The following is a 25306-nucleotide window of genomic DNA, read 5'->3' as shown; positions in this document are numbered from 1 at the left end:
TAATGCCATGACAGGTGTGACACTCTCGAGTGCCGGTCTCGACGCGCGCCGCCGCCGCATATTGTTCCGCTGTTGGCATCGCGGGCTGCGCGAGATGGATCTTGTGTTCGGTCAGTTCGCCGAAGCCGAGATCGCAACTTTGTCCGAGGCGGCGCTCGACGAGCTCGAAACCATCATGGGCGAGGAAGACAACGACCTTCTGCGCTGGGTTATGGGCACATGGCCGGTGCCGGAGCGCTTTCAAACACCTATGTTCCGGCGGCTCACCGCCTTCAAGCCGGATTTCGAATACCCGGCCGATACCGCACCCAGGAAGCCCGAATGATCTCAGGATTTGACGCAAGCAAGCTCGCAGCTGCCGCCGAGCCGCTGACGATCGGCAACCTGCCGAGCGGCCTGGAGCCGCTTCTGCTGGCCGAACTGGCGCGTGCAGGCGGACCGGTCGCCTATGTGCTTTCCGACGGGCAGCGCATGGCCGATCTGGAGCAGATGCTCGGCTTTGTTGCGCCCGACATTCCGGTCCTGACGCTGCCCGCATGGGACTGCCTGCCTTACGACCGTGTTTCCCCGAGCGCCGATACCTCGGCCCGCCGTTTGGCGGCGCTGAGCGGCCTGATTGCCCATCGCAAGAAGCCGCATGCGGCAATCGTGCTCGTTACAGTCAACGCCATGCTGCAGAAGGTGGCGCCGCAGAATGTGATCGAGAGCCTGGCATTCTCGGCGCGTCCCGGCAACCAGGTGCGCATGGACGACCTCGCCGGCCGTCTGGAGCGGAACGGGTTCGAGCGCGTTGCGACCGTGCGTGAAGTCGGCGAATATGCAGTGCGCGGCGGCATCCTCGACGTTTTCGTGCCGGGTTCGGAAGAGCCGGTCCGCCTCGATTTCTTCGGCGATACGCTGGAAAGCATCCGCAGCTTCGATCCGGCAAGCCAGCGCACGACCGGGCAGGTACGCTCGCTCGATCTCAACCCGATGAGCGAAGTGACACTGACGCCGGATACCATCAGCCGCTTCCGCAAGAATTATCTCTCCGCTTTCGGCGCCGCGACGCGCGACGATGCGCTCTATCTGGCTGTCTCTGAAGGCCGCCGCTATCCCGGCATGGAGCACTGGCTGCCGCTCTTCTACGAGAAGCTGGAGACGACGTTCGATTACCTTAAGGGTTTCCGGCTGGTCACCGACCACACCGTGCGCGAGGCCGCCGAGGAGCGCTCGAAGCTTGTTCTCGACTACTTCGATGCACGCTTGAACTCAGGCCAGCAGGTCAAGGGTCAGATGGCCCAGGGGACACCTTATAAGCCTGTGACGCCGGGCCAGCTTTATCTCGACAGCGAGATCTTTGCGAAGACGCTGGATGCGTTCAACGCCATGCGGATTTCACCCTTCAACGAGCATGAAGGCGAAGCAAGACGTGTGGTCAACGTCGATGCGCGTCAGGGCGAGCGCTGGGCGCGCTCGAATTTCGAAGGTGGTGATGCCGAGCGCGTCAACATCTTCGATCTGGTCGTCAAGTATATCGCTGACAAGCGGGCCGGCGGCGCGAAGGTTCTCATTACGGCCTGGACGGAGGGTTCGCTCGAACGCCTGTTGCAGGTGCTGAACGAGCACGGCCTGGAGCGCGTCAAACCGGTCGAAGCGTTGAAGGCCGTCGATTCTCTGGATAGGGGCGAGGCGGCGGCGGCCGTGCTCAGCCTCGAATCCGGCTTCGAGACAGGCAACCTCATTGTCATCGGCGAGCAGGACATTCTCGGCGACCGCATGGTTCGCCGCACGAAACGTCGCAAGCGCGCTGCCGACTTCATTTCGGAGGTTGCGGGTCTCGACGAAGGTTCGATCGTCGTTCACGCCGAACACGGCATCGGCCGGTTCGTCGGCCTGAAGACAATCGAGGCGGCCGGCGCCCCGCACGCGTGCCTCGAGCTGCAATATGCCGATGACGCCAAGCTCTTCCTGCCGGTCGAAAACATCGACCTGCTTTCCCGCTATGGCGGCGAGGGAACCGAAGCCCATCTGGACAAACTCGGTGGCGGCGCCTGGCAGATGCGCAAGGCGAAGCTCAAGAAGCGCCTCCTCGACATGGCGGACGCGCTAATCCGGATTGCGGCCGAGCGTTTGACCCGTCACGCGCCGATGCTGACGACGCCGGACGGCCTTTATGACGAATTCGCCGCCCGCTTCCCCTATGACGAGACGGAAGACCAGGACAACGCGATCGAGGCCGTGCGCGGCGATCTCGCTGCCGGGCGTCCGATGGATCGCCTCGTCTGCGGCGACGTCGGGTTCGGCAAGACGGAAGTGGCGCTGCGTGCCGCCTTCGTCGCCGCGATGAACGGTATTCAGGTGGCCGTCGTCGTGCCGACCACGCTCCTTGCCCGGCAGCACTTCAAGACTTTTATCGACCGCTTCCGCGGCCTGCCTGTGCGCATCCAGCAGGCCTCGCGCCTTGTCGGTTCGAAGGAGCTCGCTCTCACGAAAAAGGAAGTGGCCGAGGGCAAGACCGATATCGTCGTCGGCACGCACGCACTGCTCGGCGCCGGTATCAAATTCGCCAATCTCGGCCTGCTGATTATCGACGAGGAGCAGCATTTTGGCGTGAAGCACAAGGAGCGCCTGAAGGAGATGAAGAGCGACGTGCACGTCTTGACGCTCTCGGCAACACCGATCCCGCGCACACTGCAGCTGGCGATGACCGGCGTCCGCGAGTTGTCGCTGATCACCACGCCGCCCGTCGACCGCATGGCGGTGCGCACCTTCATTTCGCCCTTCGACAGCCTGGTCATCCGCGAGACGCTGATGCGCGAGCATTATCGCGGTGGCCAGAGTTTTTACGTCTGCCCGCGTCTTGCTGATCTCGAAGACGTGCACGCCTTCCTGCAGTCCGACGTACCCGAGCTGAAGGTGGCCGTCGCCCATGGCCAGATGCCGGCCGGCGAACTCGAAGACGTCATGAATGCCTTCTACGAGGGCCGCTACGACGTGCTGCTTTCGACGACCATCGTCGAATCCGGCCTCGATGTTCCGACCGCCAACACGCTGATCGTTCACCGCGCCGACATGTTCGGTCTGGCGCAGCTCTATCAGCTCCGCGGCCGCGTCGGCCGCTCGAAGGTCCGCGCTTTCGCCCTCTTCACGCTGCCGGTCAACAAGGTGCTGACAGCAACCGCCGAGCGTCGCCTCAAGGTGCTGCAGTCGTTGGATACGCTCGGCGCCGGTTTCCAGCTCGCCAGCCACGACCTCGATATCCGCGGTGCAGGCAACCTGCTCGGCGAGGAACAGTCCGGCCATATCAAGGAAGTCGGCTTCGAGCTTTACCAGCAGATGCTGGAAGAGGCGGTTGCCGAGGTGAAGGGTGTCGATGAAATCCAGGACACAGGCTGGTCGCCGCAGATTTCGGTCGGCACGCCGGTGATGATCCCGGACGGCTATGTGCCGGACCTGCATCTGCGCATGGCCCTCTATCGTCGCCTCGGCGAGATCACCGAACTAAAGGAGATCGATGCTTTCGGCGCTGAGATGATCGACCGCTTCGGTCCGATGCCGATCGAGGTGCAGCATCTTTTGAAGATCGTCTACATCAAATCGCTTTGCCGCATCGCCAATGTCGAGAAGCTCGACGCCGGCCCGAAGGGCGTGGTCGTCCAATTCCGCAACAAGGAATTCCCGAACCCGGCAAACCTGGTCGGCTATATTGCCAAGCAGGGCACGATGGCGAAGATCCGTCCGGACCACAGCGTGTTTTTGACCCGCGACCTGCCGACGCCGGAAAAGCGGCTGCAAGGCGCGGCCGTCGTCATGACGCAGCTGGCCGAAATGGCGAAGCCGTAAGTCGGGTCAGTTCATTCCGGCGCGCGCTTCGGCCTTCGCCTTGGCGATGTCGCGAAGTGCGCCTGCCAGAACGTCCGGCGTCTGTGCGCCGCTGGCGGCATACTGCTGGTCGAAGATGAAGAACGGGACGCCGGTGACGCCCATTTTCTGGGCCGCCTCGATCTCGGCAATCACCAGGTCGCGGTCGGCATCCGAAGCAAGCAGGGAGGCGATGACAGCGCGGTCGAGGCCGGCTTGCTCGGCGATATCGAGCAATACGGCGTGGTTCCCGAGATTGCGGCCTTCCTCGAAATTCGCCTTGAAGAGTGCATTGACGACGCGGTCCTGCTTTTCGCGATCCTCGACCATGGCCCAATGGATCAGGCGGTGCGCATCGAGCGTATTCGGGCCGACTTTGATCGCCTCGAAGTCGAAATTGATGCCGACGTCGCGGCCGAAATCGGTCAGCATCTTGTGGGCCTGTGCGACCCGTTCGGCGCCGCCGAGCTTCTGCTCCAGAGCCTTCTTCTGGTCGACGCCTTCGGGCGGATAGTCGGGATTGAGGCGGTAGGGGCGCCAGTTGATGTCGACGCCGATTTCGTCCTGCACTTCGGCGATCGCAAGCTCCAGCCGCGCCTTGCCGAGATAGCACCAAGGGCAGACGACATCCGATACGACGTCGATGGTTATGCGTTCCATGGTGTTTCCTTTCATCGGTCCGAGGTTCCCACGCCATCTATGCCCTGACGCGTTCGACTTCAACCAGGCAGGAAAAAGGAACCAGCGTCGGCAGGACTTACTGCACGCTCTGATCCCACCAGGCCGGAAGCTGGTAGCCGTAAAGCGGCACAATGTCCGGATGTCCGAGCCGTTTGCTGCGCGCGACCCATTGCTGGTCGATATGGTAGAGGGGCAAGACGTAGTGCCCGGAAAGCAGCAATCGGTCGTATGACCGGACGGCGGCAGTGAAATCTTCCTCAGAGCGCGCCGTGAGGATATGCTTGATCAGCGTATCGACGTTTGGGTCGGCAACGCCGGCGAAACTCGAACTGCCCTCGCGGTCACGCGCAGCCGAGGACCAATAGGAAAGCTGCTCGTTGCCGGGCGAGAGTGACGACACATAAGACTTTAGGATAACATCATAGTCGAAACTATTGGTTCGGCTCTGATATTGTGAATCATCCACCGTGCGGATCGAAGCGGCAATGCCCACCGTCTGTAGCGAACGCTGGAAGGCGATCGCGAGTTTTTCCTGATCAGGATTCTGCGTCATGATCTCGAAGGCAAGCGGCTTGCCGCTGGAATCCACCATCTTGCCGCCCTGGATCGAATAGCCGCCTTCCTTCAGCACCTGCACCGCCTTTTTCAACACATTGCGGTCGCGTCCGGACCCATCGGTCACAGGCAGCTTATAAGTGCCGTCGAGGATGGCCGGGTCGATCTTGTCTTTGATCGGGCCCAGCATCTCAAGTTCGCGGGCGTCGGCCGGAACGCCGAAGCTCGAAAGCTTCGAATTCTGCCAGAAGCTCTGCGTGCGCTTGTAGGCACCGGAATAGAGCGTTTTGTTCGCCCATTCGAAATCGAAGATCAGCGAGAGCCCTTCGCGCACCTTGGTGTTTGCGAATAGCGGCCGCCGGGTATTGAAGACGAAGCCGAACATGCCGCTCGGCAGCTTCGGCTGGAAGGTATCCTTGATCACGGCACCGGTGGAAACCGCTGGAAAATTATAGGCCGTCGCCCAGTGGCCGGGGCTGCCGTCGGGATAGACGTCGATATCGCCCTTTTTGAAGGCCTCGAAGAGCGTTGTGTCCTGCAGAAAATATTGAACGGTGATCTGGTCGTAGTTGTCCATGCCGACCTTGGAAGGGATATCCTTGCCCCAGTAGTTCGGGTCGCGTTCATAGGTGATACTCTCGCCGGGCTTCACAGCCTTGATCTTATAGGGGCCGGAGCCGAGCGGCGGCACGAGAGAGGTCCGGTCGAAGGTTTCGGGATCTATGGCGTGCTTTGGCAGGACCGGCATAAGCCCGAAGATCATCGGCGTTTCGCGGTCTGCTTTGTCGTTGAAGGTGAAGCGCACGCTGTGCTCGCCGACCTTCCCCATCTTGGAGACAAGGCTGAGACGATTCGCAAAGGGCACGCGTCCCTTGTCGCGCAGCAGCTCGAAGGAGAACATGACGTCCTCGGGCGTCACCGGTTGGCCGTCGGACCATTTGGCCTTCGGGTTGAGATTGAACTGGACGAACGTGCGGTCCTCGTCCCATTCGACGGTTTCCGCAAGCAGTCCATAAAGCGTGAAAGGTTCGCTCCGGGAGCGCAGCAGCAGCGATTCGTAGACGAGGTTGCCATAGTCCGGGTCCCACATGCCGCGCGCTGTCGTGCGCATGCTTTTCAGGATGAAGGGGTTGAGGTTGTCGAAGGTGCCGACGACGCCGTAGCTGATCTTGCCGCCCTTTTTCACGTCCGGATTGACATAGGAGAAATGCCTGTAGTCCGGGGGCAGGGCGGGTTCGCCATGCATGGCGATCCCATGCAGTGGGCTGGCAGCAACGGCGCCGCAGAACAGCGTAAAGGCGAGGGGGAGGATGACCCGGAGCATGCTCAAATCCTTTCCGGCAAAGGCACGATTCGGCCGAAGACTATCATGCTGGGCAGGAAATCGAACATCGAGACGCCGAAATCTTTCGGACCATCCAGAAATCGCCAAAGAAATACTGGATATCTGCAGCGCCTCAATGTAACAGGTGGTCCGGGTTTTTGGGGGCCATGCATTTGCCTTAATGTTTTAAGAGGTGGAATGCACAGTGGCCCGGTTGGAGAGGACGGCAGATCGCGGTCCCGAATGGGTATCAGGAGACGGAATCCGTTATGATGTTCAAGTCTGATAAGAAATTGCGGGCAGCTCTGTCCGTTCTGGCAGTAGCTTTCGGCGCCGCTTCGGCTCCTGTATCCTCCTTTGCACAGGATGCCGCTGCAAACGCGCCCGCACAGGCTGCGGGCGCGCCGCGCCTTGGCTGGTACAAGACCTGCAGCAAGCAGGAAGACAACGATATCTGCGTCGTTCAGAACCTGATCCTCGCCAATGGCGGCCAGCTCGTCACGGCCGTCGGCCTCATCAACATCTCCGGCAAGGTCAATCGCAAGATCCTGCAGGTATCGGTGCCGACCGCCCGCCTGATTCCGCCGGGCATCATGATGCAGGTCGATAACAACAAGGGCCAGAAGCTCGATTACGCCGTCTGCCTGCCGGACAAGTGCACTGCCGAAATCCCCCTGACGGATGCGATGATCGCCGGCCTCAAGAAGGGCAGCGACGTGATCTTCACGTCGATCAATTTCCGCCGTGCACCGAACCCGATCAAAATCTCGCTCGAAGGCTTTACCGGCGCCTATGATGGCGAAGCCGTTTCGCCGAACAAGCTCGCCGAGAGCCAGAAGAGCCTGCAGGACAGCATGCAGAAGAAGGCCGAGGAAGCCCGCAAGAAGCTCGAAGACGCGCAGAACGCCGCCAAGGCGCAGTAGTCTGCCAGCGTAAGCGCAATGAACAGAAAACCCGGCCATGGCGCCGGGTTCTCTGTTTTTACGGCAAAGAAAAAACCCCGCCGGAGCGGGGTTTGAAATCATAATTGTTTGCGCGTCTTAGTGGGCGAAGCTCATCTTGGGCTTGAGCTGGCCGGACGGCGCCTGATCGAAAATCTGGTAAACCTGCTGATTGCGAAGCGGAATGCCGCTTTCGTCATTCACCAGGTTCTGCTCGGAGACGTAAGCGACATATTCGTTTTCGTCGTTTTCCGCGAGCAGATGGTAGAAGGGCTGGTCCTTGTCAGGGCGGACTTCGGGAGGAATAGAGTTCCACCATTCGTCCGTATTCGCGAATTCCGGATCGACATCGAAGATGACGCCGCGAAACGGAAAAACCTTGTGCCGGACCACTTCACCGATACTGAACTTTGCTACTCTTTCTTTCATGGTACGACTTCCTTTCATCACCAGATTTGGTGATTGGGCCCGCTCAAATCAAGATTTTTGCGGGTTTTCGTCACATGAGTGTCATGTCGCCATCAGCCTCAGTGACAAGGAAGGAAGGCTCCGGCGGAACCGGAGCCTCCCGCTCAGCGATCAAGCCGAATAGTACATATCGTATTCGACCGGATGTGGGGTCATCTCGAAGCGCATCACCTCTGCCATCTTCAGTTCGATGAAGGCGTCGATCTGATCGTCGTCGAAGACACCGCCAGCTGTCAGGAACTTGCGATCCTTGTCGAGGCTTTCGAGGGCCTCGCGCAGCGAGCCGCAGACCGTCGGGATCTTCTTCAGTTCCTTCGGCGGCAGGTCGTACAGGTCCTTATCCATGGCCTTGCCCGGATGGATCTTGTTCTTGATGCCGTCGAGGCCCGCCATCAGCATGGCCGCGAAAGCCAGGTACGGGTTGGCGGTCGGATCCGGGAAGCGGACCTCGACGCGCTTTGCCTTCGGGTTGGAGCCGAACGGAATGCGGCAAGAGGCCGAGCGATTGCGGGCCGAATAGGCCAGCAGCACCGGCGCTTCGTAACCTGGAACGAGACGCTTGTAGGAATTGGTCGACGGGTTGGTGAAGGCGTTGATCGCCTTGGCATGCTTGATGATGCCGCCGATGTAGTAGAGGCACGTTTCGGAGAGGCCCGCATATTCGTCGCCGGCGAAGGTCGGCTTGCCGCCCTTCCAGATCGATTGATGCACATGCATGCCTGAGCCGTTGTCGCCGAAGATAGGCTTCGGCATGAAGGTTGCCGTCTTGCCATAGGCATTGGCGACCTGGTGCACGACGTACTTGTAGATCTGCATCTTGTCGGCGTTGCGCACCAGCGTGTCGAACTTAATGCCGAGTTCGTGCTGGGCCGCGGCCACTTCATGATGATGCTTCTCGACGACGACGCCCATTTCTGCAAGCACCGTCAGCATTTCCGAGCGCATGTCCTGCGCGCTGTCGACCGGTGGAACCGGGAAGTAACCGCCCTTGACGCGCGGACGGTGACCGAGGTTGCCGGTCTCATAATCGGTGTCGTCATTCGAGGGCAGTTCGCTGCTGTCGAGCTTGAAGCCGGTATTGTAGGGATCGGCCTTGTACTTGACGTCGTCGAAGACGAAGAATTCTGCTTCCGGGCCGACGAAGACTGTATCGCCGATGCCGGAGGCCTTGAGATAGGCTTCAGCCTTTTTGGCGGTGCCGCGCGGGTCACGGTTATAGGCTTCGCCCGAAACAGGGTCCAGGATGTCGCAGATGATAACCATGGTCGACTGCGCGAAGAACGGGTCCATGTGCACCGTTTCCGGATCCGGCATCAGCACCATGTCGGACTCGTTGATGGCCTTCCAGCCGCCGATCGACGAGCCGTCGAACATCACGCCATCGGCGAACATGTCCTCATCGACGCAGACGACGTCCATCGTGACATGCTGCAGCTTGCCCTTGGGGTCGGTAAAGCGCAGATCGACGAACTTGACGTCGTTTTCCTTGATCTGCTTAAGAATTTCGTTCGCGGTCGCCATGAAATCTCCCTTTCATTTGCAATGACGATGGATGAATTCGCCGCATTGGGCGAGCCGCCTTAAATAGCGTCCACACCGGTCTCGCCGGTACGGATTCGAATGACTTCTTCGATATTGGATACAAAGATTTTTCCATCTCCGATTCGGCCGGTCTGCGCGGCCTTGCGGATCGCGTCGATGACGGCTTCCGCATTTTCGTCGGCGAGTACGACCTCGACCTTCACCTTCGGCAGAAAGTCGACGACATATTCAGCGCCACGGTAAAGTTCCGTATGGCCTTTCTGGCGACCGAAGCCCTTTGCTTCCGTGACAGTGATGCCCTGCAGGCCGACTTCCTGAAGAGCTTCCTTCACTTCGTCGAGCTTGAAAGGCTTAATGATCGCTTCGATCTTTTTCATGAGAAAATGACTCTCCGCTTCTCCCGTTAAAGCGGACAAATTGCCGCTCGCGAAGCATGATGCAGGTATCGTGCCAGTTCGCAACGCCGGAGAGCGAAAAAATATGTCAATTCCCCGCAAATTAGCGGCGTCGCGGCGCTTTTTGAGGCATTTTTTCCAGCAGAATCGGTTGGGATCGCCATCGAAAATTCAAAAATGGTGCAAAAGCAGGAAAAATGCCGCGCCGCTCGTATTGGACATGTTGTTCCTTGATCGCTCAAAAATTAGGCAAATGACCTAATTTTGAGCTGCAGAAGAAATCATGAAACAGGTTGTTTTTTAGGCGCTTTTTGAATTGAATGGCGCATGGCAGAAAAACTGGGTGACCTACTCCTGACACCTGCAGAAATGGCGGCCGTCGATGCCGCCGCGTCCGATTCGGGCATCGCCTCTTTCGGGCTGATGTGGAGCGCGGGTGCGGCCGTCGCCGGCGCCGCGCTTCGGCTGTATCCCGGCGCACTGCGCTTTGCCGTTCTCTGCGGCCCCGGGAACAACGGCGGCGACGGCTACGTTGCGGCCCGCCGTCTTGCGGAAAGCGGCGCCGAGGTTGCCGTCTTCCATCTCGGCGACCTTGCCAAGCTTCGTGGCGATGCCGCGCGGGCAAAGGCCGAATGCGCGCTCGTCTCGCAGCCGGTCGATGTCTACATCCCGACGCCGGGAGACGTCGTCATCGACGCGATCTTCGGGGCGGGGCTCGGACGGGATGTGCCTTCGCAGGTGCGTTCCGTCATCGAACAGGTGACGGGTGCTATGGTTCCCGTCATTGCCGTCGACCTGCCATCCGGCCTCGATGGCCGCAGCGGCGAGGTGCTGGGGACGGCGTTCAGGGCTGCCCATACGGTCACGTTCATGACGCGCAAACCCGGCCACCTGCTGATGCCGGGCCGGGAGCTTTGCGGCAGCGTCGAGGTTGCCGACATCGGCATTCCCGCACGCATCGTCAAGGCGCGTTCGTCCGGCAGGATTGCCGAAAATACCCCGATCCAATGGGCGCACCTGCTGCCTTCGGCGAAACTGGGGACGCACAAATACAAACGCGGGCACCTTGTCGTTTTCTCGGGCGAAACCGGAAAGACAGGTGCGGCGCGGATGTCCGCCGCGGCCGGGCTGAAAGCCGGGGCTGGTCTCGTAACCATCGCCACGCCCAGAGATGCGATGGCTGAAAACAGCGCCCATTTGACAGCCGTCATGCTGTGCGCCGTCGATGACGCGACGGCTTTGCGCGACTGGCTGGCCGACGAGCGCCTGCAGACTTTCGTCCTCGGACCGGGCTTTGGGACCGGCGTAAAAACAAGAGACTTCGCCGCAGAACTCAGTGGTCGCCATCTCGTGCTCGACGCCGACGGCATCACGTCGTTCAGAGACGATCCGCGGGAGCTTTTCGATCTCTTCGCGGAGGGCGAGCCGCATCTCGTGCTGACGCCGCACGAAGGCGAATTCGCACGCCTGTTTCCAGATATCGCGGCGGACAAGACACTCAGCAAGGTCGACAGAGCGCAGGTGGCCGCCAAACGCGCCAACGCGGCGATCGTCTACAAGGGCGCCGATACCGTTATCGCATCGCCGGACGGCCGGGCGCTGATCAATACGAACGCGCCGGTCTGGCTTGCGACCGCCGGCTCAGGCGACATCCTTGCCGGCATCATCGGCGCGTATCTGGCTCAGGGTCTGCCGGCATTCGAAGCTGCCGCTGCCGGCGTCTACCTCCATGGCGAAGCCGGGCAGCGCGCCGGCCAGGGCCTGACGGCCGAAGACCTCGTCGCCCACGTGCTGCCGTTCTAGGCCGACTGCTATTTTCCGACCTCTTCCTGAAGCGCGATCGCGCCGAAAGGCGCATTGACCTTGCCTTCGTGGATCATGAAGGCAAAAACGTCGCGCGGCTCGCTCTTGACCTTCCGCTGCTTGTCGATCAGCGGCAAATCATCCGGTACCTTGCCTTCGGCCCATGTCTCGAGGCGCTTCGCCCAGGCCTTCAGGTCCTTGGAGGCGTAGCAGGTCTTGATGTCGTCCGATCCCTTCTGCAGCCGGGCATAGACGAAATCCGCCGTCACATCGGCGATCATCGGATAGTCGAAATGTTCAGCGCAGACTGGCGCCACGCCGTATTTCGCCAGCAGCGCGATGAATTCGGGCACCTTGAAGGAATCGTGGCGCACCTCGACGACATGCCGCAATGGCAGGCCGTCCTGGTTGTCCGGCAAGAGCTTTAGGAAGGCCTCGAAATCCTCGTCATCAAACTTCTTGGTCGGAGCGAACTGCCAGAGGATTGGTCCGAGCTTGCCGCCGAGCTCGGTTAGCCCCTGCGTCAGGAAGCGCTCCATGGATTCTCCCGCCTCGGCAAGCACGCGCCTGTTGGTCACGAAGCGGCTGGCCTTCAGCGAGAAGATGAAGCCATCCGGCACGTCGGCAGCCCATTTCGCAAAGGTCTCCGGCTTCTGCGAGCTGTAATAGGTGCCATTGATTTCGATGACCTTCAACTGCCGGCTGGCGTAGTGCAGCTCGTCCTTCTGCTTGAGGTCGCCCGGATAGAAGTGATTCCGCCAGGGCTCGAAAGTCCAGCCGCCGACACCGACGCGGATGCTGCCGGATTTGCTCATGTGTTCCTCCCGTTGTTCCGCCTTCACGCCATTGCTTTTGTCATGTCGACGATGGTCGATCCTGGCCTGTAAGGACTCGGCCGGCGCCCCTGAAATCCAAAGCCCTTATAAATTGCGATATTCCGCATCGTGCGGGCGTTGGTGTGGAGCCGCAACTCAGGCAGTTGCCATTCCTGTGCTTTAGCCTCCACCCAGCGAAGGATGGTGCTGCCGTGCCTGCGGCCCTGATGAGCAGGCGACACGGCGATGCTAATGAGCATTGCGTGATTCTTATGACGCTCCAGCACCGCCAAACCGGCGCAAACGCCGTTGATCTCAAACAACCAGATCTCACCCCTCGCGATCCGTGGAGCATCATCGTCGGTCACTGGTATGGGCTCTGCTCCCAGCAAAGCAAGGTAACGTGCATAGGCTTCGCCTGTTAGCGACTTCACTATCTCGATATCCGCAGTGGAGCCCAGGCGCAGCATGGCTATTCCGCTGCCGCGAATGTCTTTTTCACCGGCCGGCGCTCCAGCAGTTCCTTAAGGAAATGGCCGGTATAGGAGCGCGGCTCCTTGACGATTGCTTCGGGCGTGCCGGCCGCGACGATCTCGCCACCGCCGTCGCCGCCTTCAGGGCCGAAATCGAGCACCCAGTCGGCCGTTTTGATGACTTCGAGATTGTGCTCGATCACCACGACGGAATTACCCTGGTTGACCAACTCGTGCAACATTTCAAGCAGCTTGGCGACGTCGTGGAAGTGCAAGCCGGTGGTCGGTTCGTCGAGGATGTAGAGCGTGCGGCCTGTCGAGCGCTTGGAAAGTTCCTTGGCGAGTTTGACGCGCTGGGCTTCGCCGCCTGAAAGCGTATTTGCCTGCTGGCCGACCTTGATGTAACCGAGGCCGACATCGAACAGCGACTGCAGCTTGTCGCGTACCGCCGGTACGGCGCTGAAGAACTCCACGCCTTCCTCGACCGTCATGTCGAGCACGTCCGAAATCGACTTGCCCTTGAAGGTCACGTCCAGCGTTTCGCGATTGTAGCGCTTGCCGTGGCAGACATCGCAGGTGACGTAGACATCCGGCAGGAAGTGCATCTCGATCTTGATGACCCCGTCGCCCTGGCAGGCTTCGCAGCGCCCGCCCTTGACGTTGAAGGAGAATCGTCCCGGCTGATAGCCGCGCGCCTTCGCCTCCGGCAGACCGGCGAACCAGTCGCGGATCGGCGTAAACGCACCGGTATAGGTTGCCGGGTTTGAACGCGGCGTGCGGCCGATTGGCGATTGGTCGATATCGATGACTTTGTCGATGTGCTCGAAGCCGTCGATGCGGTCATGATCGGCCGGAATTTCGCGGGCGCCCATCACGCGGCGTGCGGCCGATTTGTAGAGCGTCTCCACCAGGAAAGTGGATTTGCCGCCACCCGAAACGCCCGTCACGGCGGTGAAGACACCGAGTGGGATGGAGGCCGTGATGTTCTTCAGATTATTGCCACGCGCGCCGACCACCTTGATCTCGCGGCCTTTCTTCGGCTTGCGCCGTTCGTCGGGAACCGGCACGCCGAGTTCGCCGGAGAGGTACTTCCCGGTCAGCGACCTCGGGTTCGCCATGATGTCCTGCGGCGTTCCGTGGGCCACGATGTGGCCGCCATGCACGCCGGCCGCCGGGCCGATGTCGACCACGTCGTCTGCCGTCAGGATCGCATCCTCGTCATGCTCGACGACGATCACCGTATTGCCGATATCGCGCAGGTGCTTCAGCGTGTCGAGCAACCGCGCATTGTCGCGCTGGTGCAGGCCGATCGACGGCTCGTCGAGAACGTAGAGCACGCCCGTCAGGCCCGATCCGATCTGGGAGGCAAGGCGGATGCGCTGGCTTTCGCCGCCCGACAGAGTGCCGGAATTCCGCGACAGGCTGAGATATTCAAGACCGACATCGTTCAGGAAGCGCAGGCGGTCGCGGATTTCCTTCAGGATGCGCACCGCGATCTCATTCTGCTTGGCCGAGAAAGTCGCTGGAAGTGCCTCGAACCAGTCGCGCGCCACGCGGATCGACATGTCGGTCACCTGGCCGATATGCAGCTTGTTGATTTTCACTGCCAGCGTTTCCGGCTTCAGGCGGAAACCGTTGCAGGCCGGGCAGGGGGCTGCGGACATGAAGCGCTCGATCTCTTCGCGCGCCCAAGCGGAGTCGGTTTCCTTCCAGCGGCGTTCGAGATTGGTGATGATGCCTTCGAAGCTCTTATGCGTCGTATAGGAGCGTGCGCCGTCGGCATAGTGAAACTCGATCTTCTCGTCCGTGCCGTTCAGGATGACGTCCTGTGCCTTTTCCGAGAGATCGCTCCAGCGGTTGCCGAGCTTGAAACCGTAATGCTTGCCGAGCGCTTCCAGCGTCTGGTTGTAGTAGGGCGAACTCGACTTCGCCCAAGGCGCGATGGCGCCGTCGCGCAGTGTCCGCTCCGGTTCGGGGATAATCAGCGCCCGGTCGATTTTCTGCTGGGCGCCAAGCCCGTCGCAGGTCGGGCAGGCGCCGGCCGGATTGTTGAACGAGAAGAGCCGCGGCTCGATCTCCGGAATGGTGAAGCCGGAAACGGGGCAGGCGAATTTCTCCGAGAACAGCATGCGCTCATGCGTGTCGTTGAGCGATTTGTTGGCGGAGCCGCCCGCAGACGTTTCCCCCGGCGGCAGCGGCTTGTCGGCAAACTCGGCGATCGCAAGCCCATCTGCGAGCTTCAGCGAGGTCTCGAAGCTGTCGGCAAGCCGGGACGCCATGTCGGGGCGCACGACGATGCGGTCCACGACAACATCGATGTCGTGCTTGTATTTCTTGTCGAGCGCCGGAGCATCGGCGATCTCGTAGAACTGGCCGTCCACCTTGACGCGCTGGAAGCCCTTTTTCATGAGGTCCGCCAGTTCCTTCTTGTATTCGCCCTTACGGCCGCGCACGATCGGCGCCAGAATATAAAGACGCGTGCCTTCCTCGAATTCGAGCACGCGGTCGACCATCTGACTGACAGTCTGGCTCTCGATCGGCAGGCCCGTCGCCGGCGAGTAAGGAACACCGACACGCGCAAAGAGCAGGCGCATGTAGTCGTAGATCTCTGTGACCGTGCCGACTGTCGAGCGCGGATTGCGCGAAGTCGTCTTCTGTTCGATGGATATGGCCGGCGACAGGCCGTCGATCTGGTCGACGTCCGGCTTCTGCATCATCTCGAGGAACTGGCGGGCATAGGCCGAAAGGCTTTCGACATAGCGGCGCTGGCCCTCCGCATAGATTGTGTCGAACGCAAGCGACGACTTGCCGGACCCGGAAAGGCCGGTCATGACGATGAGTTTGTTGCGCGGCAGGTCGAGGTCGATGCCCTTGAGGTTATGCTCGCGCGCGCCGCGGATGGAAATCGTCTTAAGTTCACTCATCGTAATTGTGCTTCTGTGCTGGAGTAAGCCCCTTATTTAGTGATGCCGCTGGGCGAGTCGAGGCTGAATATCCATCTGTTGCGAGGTTTTCGATTCTGTTGACAGGATCATAGCCATAAACTAGAACAAATAAAGAACAAAATTCCTTGTGGATGAACCGGCGATGGACACGCATGGCCGGGGTTCTATAGTTTAAGGTACACTGATTGTTTCAAGCGCCGCCGGGCAGGGCGGCAGTAAGGTGAGAAGTATGGCTGGCAGCGTGAACAAGGTAATTCTGATCGGAAACGTGGGCGCAGACCCCGAAATCCGCAGGACACAGGATGGCCGCCCGATCGCCAATCTTCGCATCGCGACCTCCGAGACGTGGCGGGACCGCAATTCCGGCGAGCGCCGCGAAAAGACCGAATGGCACACCGTCGTCGTCTTCAACGAAGGTCTCTGCAAGGTTGTCGAGCAATATGTGAAGAAGGGCGCCAAGCTCTACATCGAAGGCCAGCTCCAGACCCGCAAATGGCAGGACCAGCAGGGCCAGGACCGTTACTCAACGGAAGTCGTGCTGCAGGGCTTCAATTCGACGCTGACCATGCTCGACGGCCGCGGCGAAGGCGGCGCGAGTTCCAGCGGCGGACGCGGCAGCAGCAGCGATTTCGGTGGCGGCAGCAATTCCGGAGACGACTACGGCGCCCCGTCGCAGCCGTCCGGCCGCAGCAGCGGTGGCGGCGGGAATTTCTCACGCGATCTCGATGACGATATCCCGTTCTGAGACGAGCGAAATCACCGTAAAAACCGCTGCCTGGCAGCGGTTTTTTTTATTGGCGTTTCCTCGGCAGAGGCATTCGGCGCGAACAAAATTCCGGTGCTCACGGCGTCGTGGTGCCCGAGCCTGCCAGAATGGTCCACATGACGCCGATTGCGGCGCAAATGGCCAGTGTCGAGATCACCGAAAGCTTCAGGCGAAAGATAGCCAAGGCGGCAAACGCCGTCAGCGCGAGCGATGGCCAGAGGACCGAGGATGGAACCGGGACATCGATTGAAACCGGTCCCCATAAGGCAGGACGCACCTCGGCAAAGAGCACGTGGATCCCGAACCAGATCGCAAGATTGAGGATCACACCGACGACGGCTGCCGTGATGGCCGACATCGCTCCGGTCAGCTCGGCATTGCCGCGCAGCTTCTCGATGAACGGTGCTCCGAGAAAAATCCACAGGAAGCTCGGAATGAAGGTCACCCATGTCGTCAGGACCGCGGCGAGCGTGGCGGCGAGCATCGGATCGAGCGGCCCGGGGTTCCTGTAGGCGGCCATGAAGCCGACGAACTGGACGACGATGATCAACGGACCTGGTGTAGTCTCGGCCATGCCGAGGCCATCCAGCATCTCGCCCGGTTTTAGCCATCCGAAATGCTGAACCGCTTCCTGCGCGACATAGGCAAGCACCGCGTACGCGCCGCCGAATGTCACGACAGCCATCTGGCTGAAGAACAGACCGACCTGCGAAAAGATATTGCCGGATCCCGTTGTCGCTAAAAGCAGCGCGACAGGCAGAAGCCAGGCGATCGCAAGGGCGCCGGATACCCGCAGCGACCATGCAAGGTTTGGCCGTGCGTGGGGCGGCGTCTCCTCCCCAAGCAGGGAATCCCTGTCTTCGAGGATCACGGCCGAACCGCCTCTGTGTCCACCGCCAACCTTGAACAACGGCGAGCCCGCGCGGCCGCCGAAGAAGCCCAGAATGCCGGCCGCGATGATGATCAGCGGGAACGGGACGTGGAGAAAGAAGATCGCAACAAAGGCGGCGGCGGCAATGCCGATCATCACATTGTTTTTGAGCGCCCTGCTTCCGATCCGGAACACAGCCTGCAGCACGACCGCAAGCACCGCGGCCTTCAGACCGAAAAACAAGCCGGCGATATAGCTCACGTTTCCATAGGCGGCATAGATGTAGCTCAGCCCGAGGATGGCGATGAAGCCCGGGAGCACGAACAGCGCTCCGGCGATCAGGCCGCCGATCGTCCTGTTGAGCAGCCAGCCGATGTAGATCGCTAACTGATGGGCTTCCGGCCCGGGAAGCAGCATGCAGTAGTTGAGCGCATGCAGGAAGCGATGTTCGCCGATCCACCGCTTCTCATCGACGACGACGCGATGCATGAGGGCAATTTGTCCCGCCGGTCCGCCGAAGCTGAGCGCCGCAACCCTTGCCCACACCTTCACGGCCTCGCCGAGAGGCACGATATCCCGGCCCGCCGGGGCGTCTCGTTCCGTATCCACCATGTCAGCCATCTCACTGCGCCCGCTTCGGGTTGGGCCAGTTGTGTGTCTCGTCGGTCGCGTCGCGGCACCAGCGGTAAAACGCGTCATAGAGCGTCAGGCCGGCGTCGAGCTGCTGTAAGTCGTCGGTGAACATGCGCGAAAGCCCGAGCGAAGCGGCGAGCAGACCGGCGGCTTCCGGCGCGAGATCGGGCCTGGCAGTATCGGCGCCGCGAATAATGGTGGCGAGATGCAGCAGTGGTTCGGAAGTAAGATTGAATTCCTCGATCATCACGTCGAAGGTGCAGCGTTCGCCGCGGTGGCTCCAGAAGACGTCCTCTATATCGAACGGCGTCGCGCCAAAACGATCAGCAACTGCTGGCACCTCCGATGCCGGAACGAACAGGAAGACGGCATTGGGATCGACAAAACGCCTGATCAGCCAGGGGCAGGCGATCCGGTCGATCTTCGGGCGTGCCCGCGTCACCCATACGGTCCGGTCATGCGGGTCGCGCGCCGGCATCTTGCCCTCCGGCACGACTTGGCCACCGGCCCGCAGCCACGCCTCGAATCCTCCTTCGAGAACCTCTGCTTCCGTTCCGGCATGCCGGAGATAGGCGGCTACACCGTGACTCAGCTTTTGACCCCTCTGGCATACGATGATCGCCGGACCGGCAACTTCGCGGCTCCACTCGTCGACATTGGTATGGCTACGCCGGACCGAGGCTGGGACGAGCCTAGGGTCGGCGGCAAAGTCTTCGGCTGTGCGGACGTCGACAATGACGGGCGCATTCGGCGTTCCGATGATACGGTTGAGCTTGTCGGATGAAATTTCCAGAAATGACGGCATGACGCGTCCTCCGTTTTGCGGCTTATCGGACGCGATACTTCAGCTGTCGCCTCGTGGGGTGATCGCAACCCCAGAGCCAATCATGTGCAGCAGGCCCGCGGGAAGTCAAGCCCTGTTGGGTTTGCCTCGCGACGGCGTCCTTTTAACTGACAGCCATCGCGGCTTTAACGCCGTCTACGACGAACTGCGCGGCAAGCGCCGCCAGGATTACGCCGAGCAGGCGCGTGAGGATCGCCCGGCCGGTGACCCCGAGGAGGCGGTCGAGACGATCGGCGATCAGCAGCGCCACAAGCATCAGAAGAAGATTGCCTGCAATGACGATGAGAAGCTGCGCCCGTTCGACTGAGGTCGGCAGCGAGCCCGCAAGCAGGATCGTCGCCGAGATCGCGCCCGGGCCGGCAATCAGCGGAAGGGCGAGCGGAAAGACCGCGATATTCTGGATGTGATCCTTGGTAATCGCCACTTCGCTGGTCTTTTCCTTGCGGTCCTGCCGCTTCTCGAACACCATTTCGAAGGCGATCCAGAAGAGCAGCAGTCCGCCGGCGATGCGGAAGGCGCCGATGGAAATGCCAAGAACCCCAAGCACACTTGCGCCGAACAGTGCAAAGACGGCGAGAATGATGAAAGCGATGACGGAGCCGCGCAGCGCCACCTGCTTGCGCTGGCCGCGGCTCATGCCGCTGGTCAGGCCGAGGAAGATCGGCGCAAGTCCGGGAGGATCGATCGTGACGAGCAGCGTCGTGAAAGCGTTGATCAGTTGGTCGGCGCTTGCCATCGTCTCTCCGGAACACCATATCAAGGCTTGATTTTCGCGATTGTGAAGCGAGGTTTTCCATTTGGCAAATGACAGGTGGTGGACCGGCGCTGAAAGCGGTCCGAAATCGCCTGAATTGCCGCCCTTCCGCCGCAAAGTCTGTTCAAAACCCTCGCTCAAATTGGCGCGCGGCCAGCCTTTCCGCTATAAATCCTCCAGTGATTCTACAAAGAGATCGTGATCTGTTTTGACTGAACAAACACCCCCAGGCGGCGGGAAGCTCCCGCCAGGCATCGAGCCCATCTCCATCATGGAGGAAATGCAGCGGTCGTATCTCGATTACGCGATGAGCGTCATCGTCAGCCGTGCGCTTCCGGACGTCCGCGACGGCCTCAAGCCTGTGCACCGGCGCATCCTCTATGGCATGTCCGAACTCGGCATCGACTGGAACAAGAAATACGTCAAATGCGCCCGCGTCACCGGTGACGTGATGGGTAAATATCACCCGCACGGCAATGCTGCGATCTACGATGCGCTCGCCCGCATGGCGCAGGGTTGGTCGCTCCGTCTGCCGCTAATCGACGGTCAGGGCAATTTCGGTTCCGTCGACGGCGACCCGCCGGCGGCCGAACGCTACACGGAATGCCGTCTGCAAAGGGCGGCGCATTCGCTGCTCGACGATCTCGACAAGGAAACGGTCGACTTCCGCGACAACTACGACGGCACGCTCTCCGAGCCCGTCGTGGTGCCCGCGAAATTCCCGAACCTGCTCGTCAATGGAGCAGGCGGCATTGCCGTCGGCATGGCCACCAATATTCCGCCGCACAATCTGACTGAAGTCATCAACGGCTGCATCGCGCTGATCGATGATCCGGCGATCGAACTGTCAGATCTGATGCAGATCATTCCCGGTCCGGATTTCCCGACAGGTGCGAAAATCCTTGGCCGTGCCGGCATCCGCTCGGCTTATGAGACCGGCCGCGGTTCCGTGATCATGCGCGGCGTTGCTGCGATCGAGCCGATGCGCGGCGACCGCGAGCAGATCATCATCACCGAGATCCCTTTCCAAGTGAATAAGGCGACGATGATCGAGAAGATGGCCGAACTGGTGCGCGAGAAGCGCATCGAAGGCATCTCCGATCTCCGTGACGAATCCGACCGCCAGGGCTATCGCGTCGTCATCGAGCTGAAGCGTGATGCCAATGCCGAAGTCATCCTGAACCAGCTTTATCGCTATACGCCGCTGCAGACCTCCTTTGGCTGCAACATGGTGGCGCTGACCGGCGGCAAGCCGGAACAGATGAACCTGCTCGATATGCTTCGCGCTTTCGTCTCCTTTCGCGAGGAGGTCGTTAGCCGGAGAACGAAATTCCTGCTTCGCAAGGCGCGCGAACGTGCTCATGTCTTGGTAGGTCTCGCGATTGCGGTCGCCAATATCGATGAAGTGATCCGCGTCATCCGCCAGGCGCCGGATCCACAGTCGGCGCGCGAAGAGCTGATGACGCGCCGCTGGCCGGCTGAAGACGTCGAGAGCCTGATCCGCCTCATTGATGACCCGCGCCATCGCATCAATGAGGATATGACCTATAACCTCTCGGAAGAGCAGGCCCGCGCCATCCTCGAGCTCCGTCTTGCCCGTCTAACAGCGCTCGGCCGCGATGAAATCGGCGATGAGCTCAACAAGATCGGCGACGAGATCAAGGATTATCTCGACATCCTGTCGTCCCGCGTCCGCATCCAGACGATCGTCAAGGATGAGTTGACATCGGTTCGCGACGAATTCGGCACCCCACGCCGCACTGAGATCATCGACAGCGGCCTTGAAATGGATGACGAGGACCTCATCGCCCGCGAAGACATGGTCGTTACCGTCTCGCATCTCGGCTACATCAAGCGCGTACCGCTGACGACCTATCGCGCTCAGCGCCGTGGCGGCAAAGGCCGCTCCGGCATGACGACGCGCGATGAAGATTTCGTTAGCCGGCTATTTGTGGTCAATACGCATACGCCGGTCCTGTTCTTCTCCTCCCGCGGCATCGTCTACAAGGAAAAGGTCTGGCGTTTGCCCATCGGCACCCCGACGTCGCGCGGCAAGGCGCTGATCAACATGCTGCCGCTGGCGCCCGGCGAACGCATCACCACGATCCTGCCCCTGCCGGAGGACGAGGAGAGCTGGGAAAGCCTCGACGTCATGTTCTCGACGACGCGCGGCACGGTTCGCCGCAACAAGCTGTCGGATTTCGTCCAGGTGAACCGCAACGGCAAGATCGCCATGAAGCTCGAGGAGGAGGGCGATGAAATCCTCTCCGTCGAGACCTGCACCGAACATGACGACGTCCTGCTGACGACGGCGCTCGGCCAATGCATCCGCTTCCAGGTCGATGATGTCCGTGTCTTTGCGGGCCGCAATTCGATCGGCGTTCGCGGCATTAACCTCGGCAACGGCGACCGCATCATCTCGATGACCATCGTCGGTCATGTCGATGCCGAACCGTGGGAGCGAGCCGCCTACCTCAAGCGTTCCGCTGCGGAACGCCGCGCCACGGGCATCGACGAGGAGGACATCGCCCTGGTCGGCGAAGAAGTCACCGAAGAGGGACAGCTGACGGACGAGCGCTACGAGGAACTGAAGGCACGCGAACAATTCGTGCTGACGGTGTCGCAGAAGGGCTTCGGCAAGCGGTCGTCTTCCTACGACTTCCGCATCTCCGGCCGCGGCGGCAAGGGCATCCGGGCCACCGATACCTCCAAGACGAGCGAGATCGGCGAACTTGTCGCCGCCTTCCCGGTCGACGAGGGCGACCAGATCATGCTGGTCTCGGATGGCGGTCAGCTGATCCGCGTCCCGGTCGGTGGCATCCGCATCGCCAGCCGCGCCACCAAGGGCGTCACGATCTTCTCGACCGCCAGGGACGAAAAGGTCGTCTCCGTCGAGCGCATCAGCGAGCCGGAAGATGACGGCGAGGATGTCGGCGAAATCGTCAACGAAACGCCGATCGAAAGCGGCGAGGCGCCACCTGCAACGGAAGAGTAATGTAAACCAGGCTTTGGTTGAGAACCGGGCGGCCCCCTGCCGCCCGGTTTTTTTATGCACAGATTGCTGCTCGTCTGGTTTGAGGGTGCAGTGCGCATGAAAAAGCCGGACGCGGGGACCGCGTCCGGCTTTGAATGACCCGAGCGCTGGAGGGGAGTGCGCTCAAGGGGCGGGGAATCGTGTCTTAGAAAGTGCTGTGCTTCTTCTTGTCGAACGCCTTCACTTCTGCGCTTTCGCGGCGAAGGGCGGAAACGGTTGACGCCACGGACACGATAAACATGACGCTGATGAGAGCGGTAAGAACAGTCAAGATCGTGAACATGGCGCAATCCTTTCCGAAGTTGCGTTCGCGTCCCTCAGTACTGGCTTATGATGGCCGTGCGGGCCGAAGCATAAGGACCATATACCTTGGACGTATCGGTCTGCTGGTCATAGAGCGCGACAGTTGCAGTAAGCATTCCCGTGATCATTGCCATCCAGAAAACATTGATGATGGTAACCTTATCGGGCATCTGTTTTTCCCTTCGTACCGCGTATCGCATCTACGCTTCGGTTGATGAACGTATCCGTCCGTAATTGGTTCCGGCGGATGTTGATGGGTCGTTTACCAAGCCCGGTCTGAAGCCACCTTGAATGTCTCGTTCATCTGGCGTTCAGATTCGAGAGCTGGTCTCAACGCGCTCTGCCGAGCTTGCGCATGATGGCGCGATGCTCGCTGACTTCCGCCCGCACCCAGCGTATCGCATAGCGGTCCTGCAGGTAGCCATATGCCAGCTCCGCAAGCAGGGAGAGAACGACGGCAAGGGAAAGCAGCAGGATCAGCATGTCGGTGTCTTTCGGGTGCGCCCGGTGCCGGATGGCATCGGCTGCGTTGATGTTTCCGATTATGCGGATCGCATCTGAAACGGCGTTGAACGCAGCATTCATCCGCCGTTCAGCCGGCCGGCAAATGACTTGCGGGACGCAGGCATCCATGACAAAAGGCATCGGAACGAAACGGCCGGGTCCTATGACGACTGCATTTTATCCGGGGTCCTTCGACCCGCTCACCAACGGACATCTGGACGTGCTCGTCCAGGCGCTGAACATCGCCGAAAGGGTGATCGTTGCAATCGGCATCCATCCGGGCAAGGCGCCGCTGTTTTCCTTCGAGGAGAGGGCGGAACTGATCCGCAACGCGCTTGCCGAGGCGATGCCGCAGAAAAGCGGCAGCATCTCCGTCGTTGCTTTCGACAATCTTGTCGTCGATGCAGCGCGTATGCATGGTGCGGCGCTGCTCATCCGCGGGCTTCGCGACGGCACCGACCTCGACTATGAAATGCAGATGGCGGGCATGAACCGGCAGATGGCACCGGATGTGCAGACCGTCTTTCTGCCGGCAGGCACGGCCTCGCGGCCCATTACTGCCACATTGGTCCGTCAAATCGCGGCCATGGGTGGCGACGTCAGCGCCTTTGTGCCGGCCGCCGTTTTGAAGGCCCTTCAATCCAAGCGCAAATCTTGAGGCGTTTTTCGCCGCAACGGAGCTCACATGAAACTCTTCTATATTGCATTTGCCGGCGTGCTTTACCTGGCCTCCTTCGTTGGCGATGCGTTTGCCCAGGCCGATCATACGCTGACTATCCAGCTTAAGGATGGCCCCGTCGTAATCCAGCTGATGCCGGATGTGGCTCCCAAGCACGTTGCGCAGATCGAGGCGCTGGCGAAGAAGGGGGCCTATGACAATGTAGCCTTCCACCGCGTCATCGACGGCTTCATGGCGCAGACCGGCGACGTGCAGTACGGCAATATGTCGAAGGGCTATGATCCAAGCCTTGCCGGCACCGGTGGCTCCGATCTGCCGAACATTCCGGCCGAGTTCTCCAAGACGCCCTTCGTACGCGGGACGATCGGCATGGCGCGCGCCCAGGATCCGGATTCGGCAAACTCGCAGTTCTTCATCATGTTCGCGGACGGCTCCTTCCTCAACGGCCAGTACACCGTGGTCGGCAAGGTCGTCTCCGGGATGGAAAATGTTGACAAGATCAAGCGCGGCGAAGGCCAGAACGGCGAAGTGAGCGAGCCCGACCGCATGGTCAAGGTCACCGCCGGCAAGTAGTTTCGAAAAACGAGGAGAATGAAAATGGCCGAGATCAAGGATCCGGAAAACACCGTCATCCTGGAAACCACGAAGGGCAAGGTGGTCATCCAGCTGCTGCCGCAGGTAGCCCCCGAGCATGTCGCCCGCGTCAAGGAGCTTTCCCGCGAGAAGGCATACGACGGCGTCGTCTTCCACCGCGTCATTCCCGACTTCATGGCGCAGACTGGCGACGTCCAGTTCGGCAAGAAGGGCGGCGAGAACTTCAACCCGGGCCGCGCCGGCATGGGCGGGTCGCCGAAGCCGGACCTCAAAGCCGAATTCTCTGCCACGCCCCATGTCCGCGGCACCTGCTCGATGGCGCGTTCGCAGAGCCCGAACTCGGCAAACAGCCAGTTCTTCATCTGCTTCACCGATGCGCCTTGGCTGAACAAGCAGTATTCCGTCTGGGGCCAGGTCATCGAAGGCATGGATGTTGTCGACACGATCAAGAAGGGCGAGCCAGTCAGCGACCCGGACTCGATCGTCTCGATGCGGGTTGCCGCTGACGTCTGATTGTGATTTCTGCTGAACCCGCCCTT

23 protein-coding genes are annotated in these 25306 nt (G+C 60.6%); 9 read left to right on the top strand and 14 right to left on the bottom strand.

What is annotated here, in order from left to right; genetic code table 11:
- The first annotated feature begins 7 nt into the window (after positions 1-7).
- Together N2599_RS08785 and mfd are read left to right on the top strand one after the other, a co-directional pair.
- Entirely contained in the window at positions 8-325 is a 318-nt protein-coding gene (locus N2599_RS08785; RefSeq protein WP_027509476.1) for an FAD assembly factor SdhE, read from the top strand.
- Positions 322-3825 (top strand): transcription-repair coupling factor, encoded by a 3504-nt coding sequence (gene mfd, locus N2599_RS08780; protein ID WP_027509477.1) that lies wholly within the window; start codon positions 322-324, stop codon positions 3823-3825. Before N2599_RS08785 ends, mfd begins: the two co-directional genes overlap by 4 nt.
- Before the next feature lie 6 nt (positions 3826-3831).
- Here mfd and N2599_RS08775 read toward each other — a convergent pair whose 3' ends face one another.
- Both N2599_RS08775 and N2599_RS08770 read right to left on the bottom strand, forming a co-directional pair.
- On the bottom strand, positions 3832-4503 hold the full coding sequence (locus tag N2599_RS08775; RefSeq protein ID WP_027509478.1) for a DsbA family oxidoreductase: 672 nt from the start codon (positions 4501-4503) through the stop codon (positions 3832-3834).
- Positions 4504-4600: 97 nt separating this feature from the next.
- Entirely contained in the window at positions 4601-6403 is a 1803-nt protein-coding gene (locus tag N2599_RS08770) for an extracellular solute-binding protein (protein ID WP_027509479.1), read from the bottom strand.
- 269 nt (positions 6404-6672) lie between these two features.
- Between N2599_RS08770 and N2599_RS08765 the strand changes: the two genes are divergently transcribed.
- Positions 6673-7326: an invasion associated locus B family protein gene (locus N2599_RS08765; protein WP_027509480.1), complete on the top strand. Its 654-nt coding sequence runs from the start codon at positions 6673-6675 to the stop codon at positions 7324-7326.
- A 117-nt stretch (positions 7327-7443) separates the two neighbouring features.
- Here N2599_RS08765 and hspQ read toward each other — a convergent pair whose 3' ends face one another.
- From hspQ to N2599_RS08750, 3 genes are all read right to left on the bottom strand, one after another.
- Positions 7444-7773: a heat shock protein HspQ gene (gene hspQ / locus N2599_RS08760; RefSeq protein ID WP_027509481.1), complete on the bottom strand. Its 330-nt coding sequence runs from the start codon at positions 7771-7773 to the stop codon at positions 7444-7446.
- Between the two features lie 150 nt (positions 7774-7923).
- Positions 7924-9333 (bottom strand): type I glutamate--ammonia ligase, encoded by a 1410-nt coding sequence (glnA, locus tag N2599_RS08755; RefSeq protein ID WP_027509482.1) that lies wholly within the window; start codon positions 9331-9333, stop codon positions 7924-7926.
- 59 nt (positions 9334-9392) lie between these two features.
- Positions 9393-9731, bottom strand: a complete 339-nt coding sequence (locus N2599_RS08750; RefSeq protein ID WP_018900556.1) for a P-II family nitrogen regulator — start codon at positions 9729-9731, stop codon at positions 9393-9395.
- Between the two features lie 345 nt (positions 9732-10076).
- On the opposite strand from N2599_RS08750, the gene N2599_RS08745 reads away from it, so the two are divergent.
- Positions 10077-11552 carry a bifunctional ADP-dependent NAD(P)H-hydrate dehydratase/NAD(P)H-hydrate epimerase gene (locus N2599_RS08745; protein WP_027509483.1) on the top strand — a complete coding sequence of 492 codons (1476 nt, stop codon included), beginning with the start codon at positions 10077-10079 and terminating at the stop codon, positions 11550-11552.
- Positions 11553-11560: 8 nt separating this feature from the next.
- On the opposite strand, the gene N2599_RS08740 is transcribed toward N2599_RS08745, so the two are convergent.
- Genes N2599_RS08740 through uvrA form a run of 3 tightly spaced genes read right to left on the bottom strand, consistent with a single transcriptional unit; the run spans position 11561 to position 15764 of the window.
- Positions 11561-12367 (bottom strand): DUF72 domain-containing protein, encoded by an 807-nt coding sequence (locus tag N2599_RS08740; RefSeq protein WP_027509484.1) that lies wholly within the window; start codon positions 12365-12367, stop codon positions 11561-11563.
- 23 nt (positions 12368-12390) lie between these two features.
- Positions 12391-12837, bottom strand: coding sequence for a GNAT family N-acetyltransferase (locus tag N2599_RS08735; RefSeq protein ID WP_027509485.1), 447 nt, complete (start codon positions 12835-12837; stop codon positions 12391-12393).
- A 2-nt stretch (positions 12838-12839) separates the two neighbouring features.
- Positions 12840-15764 carry an excinuclease ABC subunit UvrA gene (uvrA, locus tag N2599_RS08730; protein ID WP_027509486.1) on the bottom strand — a complete coding sequence of 975 codons (2925 nt, stop codon included), beginning with the start codon at positions 15762-15764 and terminating at the stop codon, positions 12840-12842.
- 250 nt (positions 15765-16014) lie between these two features.
- Here uvrA and N2599_RS08725 point away from each other — a divergent pair, with 250 nt between their 5' ends.
- A complete protein-coding gene (locus N2599_RS08725; RefSeq protein WP_027509487.1) occupies positions 16015-16530 on the top strand; it encodes a single-stranded DNA-binding protein in 516 nt (171 codons plus the stop codon).
- Between the two features lie 97 nt (positions 16531-16627).
- On the opposite strand, the gene chrA is transcribed toward N2599_RS08725, so the two are convergent.
- From chrA to N2599_RS08710, 3 genes are all read right to left on the bottom strand, one after another.
- A complete protein-coding gene (chrA, locus tag N2599_RS08720) occupies positions 16628-18043 on the bottom strand; it encodes a chromate efflux transporter (RefSeq protein ID WP_027509488.1) in 1416 nt (471 codons plus the stop codon).
- A 1-nt stretch (position 18044) separates the two neighbouring features.
- Positions 18045-18860: a chromate resistance protein ChrB domain-containing protein gene (locus N2599_RS08715; protein ID WP_027509489.1), complete on the bottom strand. Its 816-nt coding sequence runs from the start codon at positions 18858-18860 to the stop codon at positions 18045-18047.
- Between the two features lie 142 nt (positions 18861-19002).
- Positions 19003-19635, bottom strand: coding sequence for a MarC family protein (locus N2599_RS08710; RefSeq protein ID WP_027509490.1), 633 nt, complete (start codon positions 19633-19635; stop codon positions 19003-19005).
- Positions 19636-19861: 226 nt separating this feature from the next.
- Between N2599_RS08710 and gyrA the strand changes: the two genes are divergently transcribed.
- The gene (gene gyrA, locus N2599_RS08705; protein WP_051336520.1) at positions 19862-22648 is read left to right on the top strand and encodes a DNA gyrase subunit A; all 2787 of its coding nucleotides are present in this window, start codon (positions 19862-19864) and stop codon (positions 22646-22648) included.
- A 184-nt stretch (positions 22649-22832) separates the two neighbouring features.
- Here gyrA and N2599_RS08700 read toward each other — a convergent pair whose 3' ends face one another.
- From N2599_RS08700 to N2599_RS08690, 3 genes are all read right to left on the bottom strand, one after another.
- The gene (locus tag N2599_RS08700) at positions 22833-22970 is read right to left on the bottom strand and encodes a hypothetical protein (RefSeq protein ID WP_167333893.1); all 138 of its coding nucleotides are present in this window, start codon (positions 22968-22970) and stop codon (positions 22833-22835) included.
- A 34-nt stretch (positions 22971-23004) separates the two neighbouring features.
- Positions 23005-23160 (bottom strand): hypothetical protein, encoded by a 156-nt coding sequence (locus tag N2599_RS08695; RefSeq protein WP_165928267.1) that lies wholly within the window; start codon positions 23158-23160, stop codon positions 23005-23007.
- Positions 23161-23320: 160 nt separating this feature from the next.
- Positions 23321-23575, bottom strand: coding sequence for a hypothetical protein (locus N2599_RS08690; protein WP_027509491.1), 255 nt, complete (start codon positions 23573-23575; stop codon positions 23321-23323).
- An 82-nt stretch (positions 23576-23657) separates the two neighbouring features.
- Here N2599_RS08690 and coaD point away from each other — a divergent pair, with 82 nt between their 5' ends.
- The 3 genes from coaD to N2599_RS08675 are packed head-to-tail and all read left to right on the top strand — an operon-like array spanning position 23658 to position 25280.
- On the top strand, positions 23658-24152 hold the full coding sequence (gene coaD / locus N2599_RS08685; RefSeq protein ID WP_027509492.1) for a pantetheine-phosphate adenylyltransferase: 495 nt from the start codon (positions 23658-23660) through the stop codon (positions 24150-24152).
- Between the two features lie 27 nt (positions 24153-24179).
- A complete protein-coding gene (locus N2599_RS08680) occupies positions 24180-24746 on the top strand; it encodes a peptidylprolyl isomerase (protein WP_027509493.1) in 567 nt (188 codons plus the stop codon).
- A 24-nt stretch (positions 24747-24770) separates the two neighbouring features.
- Entirely contained in the window at positions 24771-25280 is a 510-nt protein-coding gene (locus tag N2599_RS08675; RefSeq protein WP_027509494.1) for a peptidylprolyl isomerase, read from the top strand.
- The last annotated feature ends 26 nt before the right edge of the window (positions 25281-25306 follow it).

It is taken from the genome of Rhizobium sullae (genome assembly GCF_025200715.1).
Classification (GTDB): Bacteria; Pseudomonadota; Alphaproteobacteria; order Rhizobiales; family Rhizobiaceae; genus Rhizobium; species Rhizobium sullae.
The sequence above is the reverse complement of the archived record's forward strand: the minus strand, read 5'-3'. Positions and strand labels throughout refer to the sequence as shown.

Coding starts and splice junctions, on each gene's coding strand:
- N2599_RS08785 (WP_027509476.1), top strand. CDS start 8: ATGACAGGTGTGACACTCTCGAGTGCCGGTCTCGACGCGCGCCGCCGC.
- mfd (WP_027509477.1), top strand. CDS start 322: ATGATCTCAGGATTTGACGCAAGCAAGCTCGCAGCTGCCGCCGAGCCG.
- N2599_RS08775 (WP_027509478.1), bottom strand. CDS start 4,503: ATGGAACGCATAACCATCGACGTCGTATCGGATGTCGTCTGCCCTTGG.
- N2599_RS08770 (WP_027509479.1), bottom strand. CDS start 6,403: ATGCTCCGGGTCATCCTCCCCCTCGCCTTTACGCTGTTCTGCGGCGCC.
- N2599_RS08765 (WP_027509480.1), top strand. CDS start 6,673: ATGATGTTCAAGTCTGATAAGAAATTGCGGGCAGCTCTGTCCGTTCTG.
- hspQ (WP_027509481.1), bottom strand. CDS start 7,773: ATGAAAGAAAGAGTAGCAAAGTTCAGTATCGGTGAAGTGGTCCGGCAC.
- glnA (WP_027509482.1), bottom strand. CDS start 9,333: ATGGCGACCGCGAACGAAATTCTTAAGCAGATCAAGGAAAACGACGTC.
- N2599_RS08750 (WP_018900556.1), bottom strand. CDS start 9,731: ATGAAAAAGATCGAAGCGATCATTAAGCCTTTCAAGCTCGACGAAGTG.
- N2599_RS08745 (WP_027509483.1), top strand. CDS start 10,077: ATGGCAGAAAAACTGGGTGACCTACTCCTGACACCTGCAGAAATGGCG.
- N2599_RS08740 (WP_027509484.1), bottom strand. CDS start 12,367: ATGAGCAAATCCGGCAGCATCCGCGTCGGTGTCGGCGGCTGGACTTTC.
- N2599_RS08735 (WP_027509485.1), bottom strand. CDS start 12,837: ATGCTGCGCCTGGGCTCCACTGCGGATATCGAGATAGTGAAGTCGCTA.
- uvrA (WP_027509486.1), bottom strand. CDS start 15,764: ATGAGTGAACTTAAGACGATTTCCATCCGCGGCGCGCGCGAGCATAAC.
- N2599_RS08725 (WP_027509487.1), top strand. CDS start 16,015: ATGGCTGGCAGCGTGAACAAGGTAATTCTGATCGGAAACGTGGGCGCA.
- chrA (WP_027509488.1), bottom strand. CDS start 18,043: ATGGCTGACATGGTGGATACGGAACGAGACGCCCCGGCGGGCCGGGAT.
- N2599_RS08715 (WP_027509489.1), bottom strand. CDS start 18,860: ATGCCGTCATTTCTGGAAATTTCATCCGACAAGCTCAACCGTATCATC.
- N2599_RS08710 (WP_027509490.1), bottom strand. CDS start 19,635: ATGGCAAGCGCCGACCAACTGATCAACGCTTTCACGACGCTGCTCGTC.
- N2599_RS08700 (WP_167333893.1), bottom strand. CDS start 22,970: ATGTTCACGATCTTGACTGTTCTTACCGCTCTCATCAGCGTCATGTTT.
- N2599_RS08695 (WP_165928267.1), bottom strand. CDS start 23,160: ATGCCCGATAAGGTTACCATCATCAATGTTTTCTGGATGGCAATGATC.
- N2599_RS08690 (WP_027509491.1), bottom strand. CDS start 23,575: ATGAATGCTGCGTTCAACGCCGTTTCAGATGCGATCCGCATAATCGGA.
- coaD (WP_027509492.1), top strand. CDS start 23,658: ATGACGACTGCATTTTATCCGGGGTCCTTCGACCCGCTCACCAACGGA.
- N2599_RS08680 (WP_027509493.1), top strand. CDS start 24,180: ATGAAACTCTTCTATATTGCATTTGCCGGCGTGCTTTACCTGGCCTCC.
- N2599_RS08675 (WP_027509494.1), top strand. CDS start 24,771: ATGGCCGAGATCAAGGATCCGGAAAACACCGTCATCCTGGAAACCACG.